We start from the raw sequence: 13,425 nt of genomic DNA on the forward strand, positions 1-13,425 counted from the left end.
GTTTTTCGCCGCTGAAACGTCTTATCAAATGAAACCCCGAAAAAGCCCGGCCGCATTTCGCCGCCGGACAAGGAAAAACTGGTGTAGTTCATGATAAAACCAAGACGCTCTAATCGCTCCAAAGCCGACGGCGATGCATTGGCCGTTACATCCGACAGCTTTCCATCGGCGCGTTACTTTCAAATACATTTCGAATATTTGCATGAAATGATCGGCGATTTGCGCCAACAGATCGGGCAAGCCAATCAGCAAATCGCCGAACTGCAACGTCAGTTGCGGAGCGATGTCGATTTGGACGAGATGGGATCTGTCGGTTATCAAGGCGAGAGTCAGGCACGTATCGGCCGGCCGGCCGGCTGAGCCGATCAGACCTTGTAACCGTCGCTGTTTTTTTCGACCCAGCGACTCTGCCCGGCTGCCAGGGTTTCCCGTTTCCAAAACGGTGCCCGACTTTTCAGCGCTTCCATGATGTAGCGGCTGGCATCGAAGGCGTCGCCGCGATGCTCGGCCCAAGCCGCGACCAGAACCAGCGTATCGCCTGGTTGCACCTCGCCGACCCGATGAATCACCAAGGTATCCAGCAGTGCCCAGCGCGAGTTGGCGTCGACCACGATGGTGGCCAATTGCTTCTCGGTCATGCCTGGGTAATGGTGCAATGTCATGCCGATAACGCCGTCGCCGAGATTAAAGTCTCGCATGCTACCGACGAATACCGCGGCCGCGCCATATTTCCCAATGTTTTCCGCCAGTTCGAATCGCTCGTAGTCCGCCAATAGCGACCAAGGTTCGAACGTTTGTTCCACGATGCGTATCGTCATGTCAGCCGCCGGTCACCGGTGGAAAAAACGCCACTTCGTCACCGTCGTTTAGCGCGGCGTCGCTAGAGGCATAATCCATATTGATTGCAATCAACATATTGTCAGGCCAGGCCAGATCGGGATTCAGGCGCCGCCAAAGCGCGCCGGCCGAAATCGGGCCGTCCCAAACGAATTCGTCGGCTTGCCGCCCTACCCGATCTTGCAGGCTGGCGAAATAGAGGACTTTAATCGACATAACAATTTTCCGGAGAATACAATACAAGCCTGTTTTACTACACCGAACACCCAGATGCCAGCAAAGCTCTCTCATTTTAATGCCGTCGGCGAAGCGCACATGGTCGACGTCGGTGATAAAGCCGTGACAGAGCGCACGGCTGTCGGCGAAGGCTATATCGCGATGCAGGATTACACTCTGACGTTGATTATGTCCGGCAGCCATAAAAAAGGCGACGTGCTGGGAATTGCTCGAATCGCCGGCATCATGGCCAGCAAGAAAACCGCCGAGTTGATTCCGCTGTGCCACCCATTGTCGCTGACCCACGTCGAGATCCAACTGGAACCGCAACCCGAATTCAATCGAGTTTATTGTCGAGCCACCGTCAAAACTACCGGGAAAACCGGCGTGGAAATGGAAGCCCTGAATGCTACCCAGGTAGCGCTATTGACGATATATGACATGTGCAAGGCGGTTGATCGCGGCATGACGATACAATCGGTACGCTTGGTGGAAAAAATCGGCGGCAAATCCGGCCACTGGCGCCGCGACGAATCCGAAATCGTTTGATGTCGTCGACCTTTGGCGCCAAGCACGCCAAAGGTATGCCGCGTACCACTTCAAGCTTTCGGAACAGCGCACGAATTTTACTGGTCAAAACGCCTCTCCATGCTATTTTAAACTTCCATGAAGCGCCTAATTTGCTGAACCGCAACTGGAAAAGGTCGGTTACCGATTCAATTGTCGCCAGAACAGGGTAGAATTAGCGAATGATGATGGCGTTGAATTTGGCAATTGGCTGCCGATATGCAAACGACCGTACTATCGCATCAGGAGTTTCAACCGTTTGACCATGACTTTTAAACCACGCGTCTCAATAGATCATCGCCGCCGACCTGCCTGGTTTACGTTACTGGCTTGCCTCGCGACTTATCAAGGCACGGTTCCAGCGCTAAGTGCGGATGTACCCGCGGCCGCGCCTGTGCTGGAGACCATGCCGCCAAGCCAGGTCAGTCCGCCTACGATTCCGATTCCTGCCGACAATCCTATCGGCGCGATACTGCTCAGCAAACAACACCCTTTGCTGCTGCGCGCCGATTTTAGCCGCGTGAGCGAGCTCGTCAATCAGGTCTACCAGAACAGCCATTTTCAACCGATTTGGTTCTCCGCCGCACGTTCCGAAAAGAATCTGCGCGATTTGATCGATATTTTGAATAATGCGCCTAACGATGCGCTAAATCCGGGCAATTATGATGTCGACCATATCCGGAATTTGATTGGCGGCTTAATCCCGACCGGAAACGCGATTGCCGGCCACGACGTCGCATTGACGGTGTCGCTAGTGCGCTTCCTGCACGAATTGCGCCAGGGTCAGGTCGAGCCCCGCGAAGTCGGCTATCCGGTGCATATCGCCCCTAAACCAACCTTGGATGTGGCGACCTTGTTACGAGAGCATTTAGATAAGCAGACTCTGCCCGAACTCGTCCAAACTTTCGAGCCGAAAGCCAAGCAGTATCAACAGCTGAAACAGATTCTGAATCGGCTGCGGCAACTGGACCGGCAAAGCGATCTGGCGGAGTTCAAACCCGGACATGCGTTAAGACCCGGCGACCGGCATCCGCAAGTCGCCAATTTGCGTCAACGTCTGGTCGCGCTGGGTGTGGTTGACTCGCTGCAAGGCGGAGACGATACGTATTCTAGCGATTTGGTCGAAGCGGTCAAAAAGATTCAGCAACAGCAAGCGTTGAAGGCCGACGGCGTCATAGGTCCGGCGACATTGGCGGCGTTGAACGCGCAATCCGTCGGCGAAAAAATTGCGCAAATCGAGCTGGCGATGGAACGGGCGCGCTGGATTCCAGATCCCGCCGACGGCCCTATGATAGTCGTCAACATCCCCGCCTTCGAATTGTGGGCGTTTAATTCGACCGACGATGCCAATCCGTTGAACATGAAAGTCATCGTTGGTAAATCCCCGGACAATCAGACGCCGCTACTCTGGGAAGAAATGAAATACCTGGAGTTCATGCCTTACTGGAATATTCCGAAAAGTATTTTCGAGAAGGAAATCTTGCCGAAAACCGCGAATAACGAAGGCTATCTGGCTAGCCAGGATATCGAACTGGTTCGTCACCAAAATAGCGAGGAGCGCGGCGGCGGCAGCTATTTGCGCGCCCGGCAACGGCCCGGCAAGAAAAACCCGCTGGGCCGCGTCAAATTCGTGTTCCCGAACACCGCCGACGTTTATTTGCACGATACGCCGGGCCGGGCGGCTTTCAATCGCCAACGTCGCGACTTGAGTCACGGTTGCGTTCGGGTCGCAGAGCCGGAGCAGTTGGCCGAATTCGTGTTGGGTGATCAACAAGGCTGGGACAAGGAAAGCATTAAATCAGCGATGTCCGCTCCGAAGACTCGCCACGTGACCTTGAAGCGCTCGGTACCGGTGTTGTTTTATTACGGCACCGCGTTCGTCGATCACCAAAACCAGTTGCGCTTTTATCCGGATATTTACGGGCAAGACGAGCAATTGAAAAAAGCCCTACAAAAATTGCAAAACCCGTCGGCGCCGAATGCCGCCGCCAACAATCAATTGGCGGCGAACAAAACCTCGGACCTCCCGACCAATCCGTAATCCGGGATGCCCATAAAAAAAGCGCCTTAAAGGCGCTTTTTTTATGGGCTGGCGAGTTACAAGCTCCAGGTTCTAAACGTTCCGGTATCCAGGTGGATGAAATTCGAGTCCGGATAATAGCCCACTCCGCCGCGATGCATCGCTACCGCCGCATTGTGGATGCGCCGCAGATCGAAGCGTTCGATGCGAATGTCGACCGCCCGGCCATACATATGGAAGCTGTTGTTGGCGACGCCCGAATGTTCGGCGTGCAATTTGGCGTTGGTTAACGGCGAGCGATAACCGCAAATCACATCGAACGGCTGACTTAGACCCAGCATTTGCTTGAGATCGTGTAATTGATCCAAAAGCTCCGGATCGATGGGGTGAACATCATCGGTGCGGTGGTCCCGCAGCAAAAAACTGATTTCGTTCAACGCATCGCTCAGATAGCGGCCTTTTTCAAAATAGGTCAGATTCAAGTGATCGCCGGTATGCGGATTTTGAAAAGCCAGCGAACGATGATTCACCAAGCGTCCCCGGTCCGCTAAAAACATCGGCTCGCGCGGGCCTGGCATCACCAAATCGCGTTGGATCGGTTGAATCTCCGAATGTACTCTACCGCCGTGATAACTATGCCGATTCGCATAGTGATATTCCGTCGTCACGCCGTGTTTTTTTCCGCCGTAAACGTCGTGTACCCGGCTGTTAGGCGCGCCATGCTGGTCCGCCGAAGCGAGACGGGCATGACCGTGATCCGGTCGCGCGGATTTAGCCGATCTGCTTGCTACCGTCATGTTTGATCCCCGGCTGGATCCAGACTTGTGAATTTCTCGCGCCGCCTTAGCGGCGTGTTTAGGTAAGCGCACCGCAGTTCTGCCGGCGGCTGCCGCGCCATGGTTGTGTTCCGATTTTGCCGCCGATTTTTTTGCTGCCTGCACCGCGCCGGGCATCGCTATAGATAAGACAGCGCCGACCGCGAAACGGCCGAAAAAACTACGACGAGAGAGTTCCACCTCGTCCTGTTTGCTGCTGTGATTTTCTAAGTTACGTCTCAGCATCCATCATCTCCCAATTTAACTTCGCTCGGATAGTTATTGATTCCGAAGGCCAAAACCCAAAAAGATCCGGAACGATTATAGCACTGCATCACGGTTCTGGCCCGTTTTGTGGGAAACCGCGGCTCCCCTTCGGTGCGGCAATGGGTAGGAGCAGCTCAACGCGGCAGGTCTATCCGTTCGAAATATTTTTGCAAGTCGATCCGAATCGGCATGAAGTAAACGTGCAGATCGGCAATGGTGGCGGACGCGATCAGCTGGTTGGCGAAGGCAACGTTCCAGTCGTAATCGGGGCGGAAGTCGGCCGGAAATTTGACCTGGTTTTTGACTTCCCAATAATTCATCGACGCTTTGGTGATGATTGGACTGATCCCGATATAGGTCTCCAGCCCCCGAACCTGCTCGGCATAAATCTCCACCATTCGGCTATCGTAGAACGGTTGCGAAAATAGCCCTGTCGCGCCGGCATCGGCCTTGCGCTGGATGTAGTCGCATTCGTCCCGCAGACCGTGCCGATGCGGGTCGAAACCGGCATAGATATTCAACTCGGGAAAACGCTGATGTGTCGCACGAATCAGATCCACGACATCGGTGTTGTAAAAAGCCCGCTTCAAGCCTTCCGGCGGATCGCCGGTGACCAGCAATACGCTGTCCAACTGGTACTGCTCGATGATCCGGTACAACTCGCCGCTCTCAATCTTGAAATCGATTGCTCGAAAATGCGGAACAAAGCGATATTTGCCGCGATCGATGCGAGTCGCCAATTCCCAACTACGGGTGTCGAAACGCTGGATATCCGGTATGTTGATGATATTGATACCGTTACCCAAACCTTGAACGAAAGCGTATTGTTCATCGAAAGCCGCAAGGCTTCTAGGCACTATTTCAAAAGAGATATTCATGGACGTTACGTGCAGTGTTGAGCGTCGATTCGCCGCTACCGTTAGCACTTAGGCCGAACCAAAACTCAATCATCCTAGATGGCCTGCTCGGAGATTCGGCTGCCGGCGCTAGCGCTGGTTGCGATGTTAGGGTGTTGAAACGTTTGTTGGACGTTGAGTTAATGAATGTTGGGTTGGCGGCAGCGGATATTTAGGCATTTCCGACGGAGGCATCTCCGCCGGGGGCAATACACACGCTACATCTGGCCGATTGATTCGGTATTCTAGCCGACTCCGGGACAAAAAACGCGTGCGAGACGGTTCGGAACTATTTTGCTAAGGGATGAATTGCTCGCGCGTCTGTTGCTGATGCTGCTGAATTGCCAACTGCAGCTTGTACGCCGCATAGTATTTGTAAATATTGCGCACGTAGGTCGTGGTTTCCCAGCCTATTTTATCGGCGACGACCAATTCCAGGTTATTGAACCAGCGATTGGGGTCGAAGCCGCGCTTTTCCGCCTCATGGCGCAGACGGGTGATGGCGCCAGGGCCGGCATTGTAGCTGGCGAAGGCAAAAAGCGTTCGGTCGTCGTCGCGGAACTCGATGTCGCTGAAGTAACGCGCCATCAAATCGTCCAAATACTTTGCGCCGGCGTGGATGTTGGCTTCCAAACGCCGCACGTCGCCGACGTTTAGGCTCCGGCCGGTGGACGGCAGTACCTGCATCACCCCAATCGCGCCGGTTGGTCCGCGCGCGCTCTGCCTCAGTTGCGATTCCTGAAAACCTTGGGCGGCCAGCATCAGTGGGTCGAAGCGGTATTGGTCGCCGTATTTTTCGAACAGCTTCAGCATATCGGCGAAACGCTGCCATTCCTGATCGGCGGTGTTGTTCCGGATTTGCTCGATGTTTTTATTGAAAGCCACGATGGTTTGTTCGATCAAACGATGTTTTTTGACATCATTGAAATAAAAGTCCCGCAGTACCGCCTGCAATTCGGGACTTTGCTTGCGAAAAACCCACCCCGACTGTCCGGCGGAGCGCACCGCCACATCGGTCACGGTGATATTGGGCAAAACCTTGGCCCAAATATCCGCCTTCCAATCGTCGACGATGATGATGCCGACCAAGCCGGCATTCAGCATTTCCATTAAATCTTCGTCTTCAATCGCATCCGGTACGGTGACGATATTGACCGGCGCTTTTCCGGCGCTTTTCAGTCGGCCGTTCAACGCGGTCAGGCTGGCGTGGTAGCTGGACGACGGGCGGACATGCACGGTTTTGCCGCTTAAGTCCTCGACGTTAGCGATTACTTCGCCGCCGCGACGAACCAGCACCAACTCGGAGATCGAATAGTCGTCGGGCGCCAGAAAGTCGACCAGATCAAGACGCTCCGGGGTTTTAGTCAGATCGGCGGCGACAATGTCTCCCAAGCCGCGCTTGAGATCATCAATCAGCCGGTCGCGAGTCGTCGGCACGATTACAACGGTAATCGGCCGTTTGTGTAACTGCTTGGCGTATTGATGGTTAATGTAACGTTCGAAGTTACGCACCAGTTCGGCGGTTAAACCGCGCTCGCGACCCTTATCGTGAAAATATAGCGTCCGGCTGTGAGGCGCTAAAACTCGAATTAATCGCCGCTCCAACATTTGCGAGAAATCGCCGACCCAAACCTCGTTGGTCAGCGACAATTGCCGGGTCGAACCGGATGTGGACCGGTTCGGAAATAGGTCGGCATCGGCAAGCGCGGGTTGCGGCAACGCCAGACACAGTACAAACAGTTTCAGTATGAATTTCGGCATCGGACGATGAATAACACTGCTTTGAAATTATCGAAGATTGGCACTATACCGCGAGCCGGGGACAGGTGGGAACGTCGAGTTGGCATGCGGGTCCGCTTGATTTTCCGAATAGATTTCGTTGTCGAGTCAGCGTGGACGGCTAAGGTGCCGGGGTTACATCCGTTTCTAACTACTGGGCCTCGAATCCTTGCGTATCGGTAGACTGCCGCCTTCAGGCTACGGGGGTAATGCCGTAAATTACTCGGTCACGACTGGAATCTTGCCAATCTTCGATTGCCATTCCTTGGGAGCGGTGTCGTGTATCGACTCGCCCCGACTATCGACCGCCACCGTCACCGGCATATCCTCGACCACGAATTCGTGTACCGCTTCCATGCCCAATTCCGGAAACGCGACGACCCGCGCCTGTTTGATGGCTTTGGAGACCAAATAAGCCGCACCGCCGACCGCGATCAAATACACGGCTTTGTGCTTGGCGATGGCGGCTATTGCTTGCGGGCCGCGCTCGGATTTACCGATCATGCCCAGGAGGCCGGTTTTTTCCAGTACCGTATCGGTAAAGCCGTCCATCCGGGTGGCGGTGGTCGGGCCGGCCGGGCCAACCACTTCGTCGCGCACCGCATCGACCGGACCGACGTAATAAATGAACTTGTCCTTTAAATCCACGCCGTTCGGTAACGGTTCGCCTTTGTTTAATAGATCGACAATACGCTTGTGGGCGGCGTCGCGACCGGTCAGCAATGTGCCGCTGAGCAGTAGAGTTTCGCCGGGTTTCCAGTCGGCAACGTCTTGCTTGGTCAGGCCGTCGATATTGACCCGCCGCGCCGTGCTGGCGGATTGGGTAATTGCCGGCCAGTCGGATAAACTGGGCGGCGTTAATACGGCTGGGCCTGAGCCGTCCAAGACGAAATGGGCATGGCGGGTGGCTGCACAGTTGGGGATCATCGCCACCGGCTTATTGGCCGCGTGAGTTGGGTAATCCAGGATTTTCACATCCAGCACCGTGGTCAAGCCGCCCAGACCCTGGGCTCCGATGCCCAGCGCGTTGACTTTGTCGTACAACTCCAGCCGCAAGTCTTCCAGCGCATTGCTAGGGCCGCGCGCGATCAAGTCCTGAATATCGATAGAACCCATGCAAGCCTGTTTGGCCAAAATCATGGCTTTCTCGGCGGTGCCGCCGATGCCGATACCCAAAATGCCGGGCGGACACCAGCCGGCGCCCATGGTCGGCACGGTTTTCATCACCCAATCGGCGATGCTGTCGGCCGGATTCAGCATGACGAATTTGGACTTGGCTTCCGAGCCGCCGCCCTTCGCCGCGACTTCCACGTCTACTTTATCGCCCGGCACCTGCTCCATATGCACCACCGCCGGCGTATTGTCCTTGGTGTTGATACGCTTGCCGGCCGGATCGGACAGGATGGATGCCCGCAACACGTTATCCGGATGCAGATAAGCCCGCCGTACGCCTTCGTTGACCATTTCGCTAACACCCAGCTTGGCGTCCCAGCGCACCTCCATGCCGATCTTCAAAAACACCGTGACGATGCCGGTGTCCTGACAAATCGGCCGGCGGCCTTCGGCGCACATCCGCGAGTTGATTAAAATCTGCGCCATCGCGTCCTTGGCGGCCGGGCTTTGCTCCTTCAGATACGCCGTGTATAAGGCGTCGATAAAATCCTGAGGATGGTAGTACGAGATGAATTGCAAGGCATCGGCGATGCTTTGGATGAAATCGTCTTGACGTATCGTTGTCATGGCGCAACTGAAAGCTAAAAATCAGCCCGAAATTTACCACGAAGAGCCGAGGGGTTGGGCACTTTTGAAAGTGCCGGTATTTATCCGTTAGCTCGTCGATACGCGGGAGCCGCAAAATCGCCCCTCAACGCCGCAGGAAGGCCTGGATATTCCCTATATCGACCAATAGGGGCTTGAAAGTGCGGCGTGCCGCTCTCGATCTCGATGGCCTTGTTTGATTATCGAAGGCATAAATCCGGCATATCGAAGAAGACTTCCAGGCGATCCAGTTCGGTGTTGGCGATTTCCAGCGCGGCATCGAAAGTCGCCAAGTCGCCGGATTGGGTGGCGATATCCAGCATCAGATCGCACATCGATTTGGTTTTGATCAGGGAGTCGCGTTGCCTCTCCAGTTCTTCCTGTTGCTCGTCTGTAATTAAGTAAATTTTCATGACAACTATCCTTTACCGTCCACGGTCAGTCCAATGTCAGCATCGCCATTTTTCTTTGAAAGAATTTACGATTTGGCAATCTGGTTTGATTAAAAATGTGATCAATTTTGCAATTATCGGCTTGTTGCGTATGGTCGCCTTGAAAGCGCCGGCCTGGAATTGTTCGATGGTCCAGTGCGCGACCATGATGACGGTGCGGATGTCGGGAAGGTTTTTGACATGCGTCGGCGCTGGTCGGTGGGAACCGCGCGGTTCGCAACGCATTGAAACTATGGATGTGGAGTGTGAGGATTCAGTCGGGTGGACACCGCGCGGGCCGGCTCGCGCTGCAACCGGAATTTGCCAGTGCGTTTAAGGCCGGGCTTGGCGGCATTCGACTTACCGTACGACTTACGTTAGGCCTTGGGACTAACCAAGACCGTCCCCGCCCGCCGTTCTCAAATAGCCGCTTTTGATCGCTTGAGCCAGCTCGTGTACCGCCATCGCATAATGGGTGCTGTGGTTGTAACGGGTAATGACGTAAAAGTTGGGGTGTCCCAGCCGGTATTCGTCGCGGTCATGGTGACGGAGCAACAGCAAACTGAGCGGGTAATCGCAACTGCAGGATTCCGCCGGTTTCAGCCCCGCGTCAGTCAGTTTGTCCAGCGAATACCGGCTGTCGAAGCCGGTTTCCAAGTCGGCGGCGGGTTGGCCGGACGCGGCGGAAACCACCGGTTGACCGGCTTGCCAACCGTGTTCGGCAAAATAGTGGGCGACGCTGCCGATCGCGTCTTCCGGATTCCATAGATCGCGGCGGCCATCGCCGTTGAAGTCGACCGCCCATTGCAAAAAGCTGCTGGGCATAAACTGACCCAAGCCCATCGCGCCGGCGAACGAGCCGACCGGCTTGCCGGGGTCCACGCCTTCGGCACGGGTCATGACCAGAAAATTCTCCAGTTCGCCTCGGAAATACTCGCCCCGGCGCTGGTAATCGAAGGCCAAGGTGGTTAGGGCGTCAATGACGCGGTGATTGCCGACGAAACCGCCGAACGTGGTTTCCACCGCCAGAATGCCAAGGATGTACTCGGCCGGCACGCCGTATTCGCGGCTGGCGCGTTGCAGCGAGGATCGGTACTTTTGCCAGAAAGCGACGCCGGCGTCGATATGACGGGCGTCGAGAAATTGGGCGCGATAGCGGCTCCAGCCGCCCTTGGCCGGCTTGCCCTTCATCGCTTGGTCCGACTTGGCGAGGTAGTCCAGAGTCCATTGCTTGCGCTTGGCTTGGCTGAACAGTCCGTACAGATATTCGCGATGGAAGCCGTGCTTTTGGCTGATGTCGTCAATAAAACGGCCGAGCGCTGGGTATCCGGCGTAATCGCCGGATACCGAAGAGGCCCGATAGTTGCCGGGTTCGGCCAGCGGCCTTAAATCGGGTGTCGCGGTACGGCCGCGTTCCGGCGGCGCTTGCCGGGTTGGACTGTAAGCCCGCTCGGAGGGCGCGTTCTTGGAAATGGGTTGAGAGCTGCAGCCATCCAGCAGCGCAATCAGCAGGACGGCGGCGATTTTGTTGGCGCGCGGAGAATTCGGAGGTTTCAAAGGTCGGGTTACCCAATGTTATTTATACAGCGCGCCTCCGTCGTCGTCGTTTTCTTCCAGCATCATGTCCTTGACCTCGAAATTGACGTTTTCGGCGCCCAGTTTGATCATCAGGCGGACTTCGTTGCGGGAGTCGGCGGCGTGTAGCGCGTCTTCGTAGCTAATTTTACCGGCTGCGTACAAATCGTAAAGCGCTTGGTCGAAAGTCTGCATGCCGTGTTCGCGCGAATTCTTCATCAATTCCTTCAGTTTATGCACTTCGCCCTTGCGGATCATGTCCGACACCAGCGGGGTGTTCAACAGAATTTCGATCGCCGGATAGCGGCCCTTGCCGTCCGAGCGCTGCACCAGTTGTTGGGCGACGATACCACGCAGATTCAACGATAGGTCCATGAACAATTGGCTGTGCATTTCCTCCGGAAAGAAATGCAGAATCCGGTCCAACGCTTGGTTGGCGTTGTTGGCATGCAAGGTACAAACGCACAAGTGACCGGTTTCGGCGAAGGTGATGGCGTGCTGCATCGTGTCGCGGGTGCGTACCTCGCCGATCAGGATCACGTCGGGCGCTTGCCGCAAAGTGTTTTTCAGCGCGACTTCGAAGGACTCGGTATCCAGGCCCACTTCGCGTTGGGTCACAATACAGCCTTGGTGCGGATGGATGAACTCGATCGGGTCCTCGATCGAAATGATGTGACCGCTGGTGTTTTCGTTGCGATGCCGAATCAGCGCCGCCAGCGATGTGGATTTACCGGTGCCGGTCGCGCCGACGAACATCACCAGACCGCGCTTATACATGATCAAGTCTTTCAGCACCGGCGGCAGGTGCAGTTGTTCGGCGGTAGGAATCGTGGTTTCGATGCGGCGTAACACCATGCCGGCCGAATCGCGTTGAGTAAAGGCGCTTACCCGGAAGCGACCCAATTCACTGACACTCAGCGCGAACTGGCATTCCTTAGTATTCTCGAACTCGTCGCGCTGGCGTTGCGACATCACGCTGAGCACCAGTTTCATGGTTTGTTCGCTGTTCAAAACACCCTTGGATACTTCGACGACCTTGCCGTCCACTTTCATGGACGGCGCCCGGCCGGCGGTAATGAACAGGTCGGACGCTCTTTTCTCGACCATCAGCGCCAATAAGGCTTTAAAGTCCATGGCCCCTCCTTAACCTCAGCGGAACATATCTTTGTTGACCGCGCGCGTCATCGCCGCCTTCGCGGTGATCAAACCCTTATCAACCAGTTCCTTCAGGTTTTGATCCAGCGTCTGCATGCCGTCCTTGCGGCCGGTTTGGATCGCCGAATACATTTGCGCGACCTTGGCCTCGCGGATCAGGTTGCGAATCGCCGGCGTGCCGACCATGATTTCGTGCGCGGCGATTCGGCCGCCGCCGACTTTCTTCAGCAGCGTTTGAGAAATCACCGCTTGCAAGGATTCCGACAGCATGGCCCGGATCATGTCTTTCTCGGCGGCGGGGAACACGTCGATAATCCGGTCTATGGTTTTCGCGGCCGAGGTGGTGTGCAGCGTGCCGAACACCAAGTGGCCGGTTTCCGCGGCGGTCAGCGCCAGCCGGATGGTTTCCAGGTCGCGCATCTCGCCGACCAGGATGATGTCGGGGTCTTCCCGCAAGGCCGAGCGCAAGGCTTCGTTAAAACCCAAGGTATCGCGGTGAATTTCGCGTTGGTTGATCAGCGATTTCTGGCTTTCGTGAACGAATTCGATCGGGTCTTCGACGGTCAGGATGTGCGCGTAATCGTTGGTGTTGATGTGATTGATCATCGCCGCTAGCGTCGTCGACTTACCGGAACCGGTCGGTCCGGTCACCAGGATCAAGCCGCGTGGTTTGGTACACAGTTCCGCGAAAAATTTCGGCGCGTCCAAATCTTCCAACGTCAGCACCTTGGACGGAATGGTCCGGAACACGCCGGCCGCGCCGCGATCCTGATTGAAAGCGTTGACCCGGAATCGAGCCACGCCGGGCAACGCGAACGAAAAGTCGGTCTCCAGAAACTCCTCGTAATCGCGGCGCTGCTTGTCGTTCATGATGTCGTAGATCAGCGCGTGGACTTCCTTGTGATTGAGCGGCGGGATGTTGATCCGCCGGATGTCGCCGTCCACCCGGATCATCGGCGGCAAGCCGGCGGACAAATGCAGGTCCGAGGCTTTGTTTTTAACGGAAAAAGTCAGCAATTCTGCGATGTCCATGGGGCGGGGTCCAACGAAAAAAGGTGGTGGGCAAAGGATAGTACAAAATCCGAATCGGCGGCGGGGATGCGCGCCGA

Annotated in this window: 13 protein-coding genes; 3 read left to right on the forward strand and 10 right to left on the reverse strand. The window is 55.7% G+C overall.

Going from position 1 to position 13,425, the window contains the following annotated elements; translation table 11 throughout:
* The first annotated feature begins 90 nt into the window (after positions 1 to 90).
* Positions 91 to 360, forward strand: a complete 270-nt coding sequence (locus ACQE3E_RS00340) for a hypothetical protein (protein WP_064025464.1) — start codon at positions 91 to 93, stop codon at positions 358 to 360.
* Positions 361 to 365: 5 nt separating this feature from the next.
* Here ACQE3E_RS00340 and ACQE3E_RS00345 read toward each other — a convergent pair whose 3' ends face one another.
* On the reverse strand, positions 366 to 818 hold the full coding sequence (locus tag ACQE3E_RS00345) for a molybdenum cofactor biosynthesis protein MoaE (protein ID WP_313729398.1): 453 nt from the start codon (positions 816 to 818) through the stop codon (positions 366 to 368).
* Between the two features lies 1 nt (position 819).
* Positions 820 to 1,053: a MoaD/ThiS family protein gene (locus ACQE3E_RS00350; protein ID WP_064025469.1), complete on the reverse strand. Its 234-nt coding sequence runs from the start codon at positions 1,051 to 1,053 to the stop codon at positions 820 to 822.
* Between the two features lie 54 nt (positions 1,054 to 1,107).
* Here ACQE3E_RS00350 and moaC point away from each other — a divergent pair, with 54 nt between their 5' ends.
* A complete protein-coding gene (gene moaC / locus ACQE3E_RS00355) occupies positions 1,108 to 1,602 on the forward strand; it encodes a cyclic pyranopterin monophosphate synthase MoaC (protein WP_064025471.1) in 495 nt (164 codons plus the stop codon).
* Between the two features lie 424 nt (positions 1,603 to 2,026).
* Positions 2,027 to 3,661 (forward strand): L,D-transpeptidase family protein, encoded by a 1,635-nt coding sequence (locus ACQE3E_RS00360; protein ID WP_427501129.1) that lies wholly within the window; start codon positions 2,027 to 2,029, stop codon positions 3,659 to 3,661.
* A 56-nt stretch (positions 3,662 to 3,717) separates the two neighbouring features.
* On the opposite strand, the gene ACQE3E_RS00365 is transcribed toward ACQE3E_RS00360, so the two are convergent.
* The 8 genes from ACQE3E_RS00365 to ACQE3E_RS00400 form a co-directional block, all read right to left on the reverse strand.
* On the reverse strand, positions 3,718 to 4,437 hold the full coding sequence (locus tag ACQE3E_RS00365; protein ID WP_231883603.1) for a YcbK family protein: 720 nt from the start codon (positions 4,435 to 4,437) through the stop codon (positions 3,718 to 3,720).
* A gap of 419 nt (positions 4,438 to 4,856) precedes the next feature.
* Positions 4,857 to 5,600: a methylenetetrahydrofolate reductase gene (locus ACQE3E_RS00370; protein WP_071160008.1), complete on the reverse strand. Its 744-nt coding sequence runs from the start codon at positions 5,598 to 5,600 to the stop codon at positions 4,857 to 4,859.
* A gap of 315 nt (positions 5,601 to 5,915) precedes the next feature.
* On the reverse strand, positions 5,916 to 7,379 hold the full coding sequence (locus tag ACQE3E_RS00375; protein WP_427501130.1) for a transglycosylase SLT domain-containing protein: 1,464 nt from the start codon (positions 7,377 to 7,379) through the stop codon (positions 5,916 to 5,918).
* Between the two features lie 237 nt (positions 7,380 to 7,616).
* A complete protein-coding gene (locus ACQE3E_RS00380; RefSeq protein ID WP_427501131.1) occupies positions 7,617 to 9,137 on the reverse strand; it encodes a fumarate hydratase in 1,521 nt (506 codons plus the stop codon).
* 218 nt (positions 9,138 to 9,355) lie between these two features.
* The gene (locus ACQE3E_RS00385; protein WP_071160012.1) at positions 9,356 to 9,568 is read right to left on the reverse strand and encodes a hypothetical protein; all 213 of its coding nucleotides are present in this window, start codon (positions 9,566 to 9,568) and stop codon (positions 9,356 to 9,358) included.
* Positions 9,569 to 9,976: 408 nt separating this feature from the next.
* Complete coding sequence (mltB, locus tag ACQE3E_RS00390) at positions 9,977 to 11,143, reverse strand: lytic murein transglycosylase B (protein ID WP_313729393.1); 1,167 nt, start codon at positions 11,141 to 11,143, stop codon at positions 9,977 to 9,979.
* Positions 11,144 to 11,161: 18 nt separating this feature from the next.
* Entirely contained in the window at positions 11,162 to 12,295 is a 1,134-nt protein-coding gene (locus tag ACQE3E_RS00395) for a PilT/PilU family type 4a pilus ATPase (RefSeq protein WP_064026987.1), read from the reverse strand.
* Positions 12,296 to 12,310: 15 nt separating this feature from the next.
* Positions 12,311 to 13,348, reverse strand: a complete 1,038-nt coding sequence (locus ACQE3E_RS00400) for a type IV pilus twitching motility protein PilT (RefSeq protein WP_064026984.1) — start codon at positions 13,346 to 13,348, stop codon at positions 12,311 to 12,313.
* Positions 13,349 to 13,425 lie beyond the last annotated feature (77 nt).

Origin of the sequence: Methylomonas sp. MED-D, from assembly GCF_050276835.1 — a bacterium.
GTDB lineage: Bacteria > Pseudomonadota > Gammaproteobacteria > Methylococcales > Methylomonadaceae > Methylomonas > Methylomonas koyamae_A.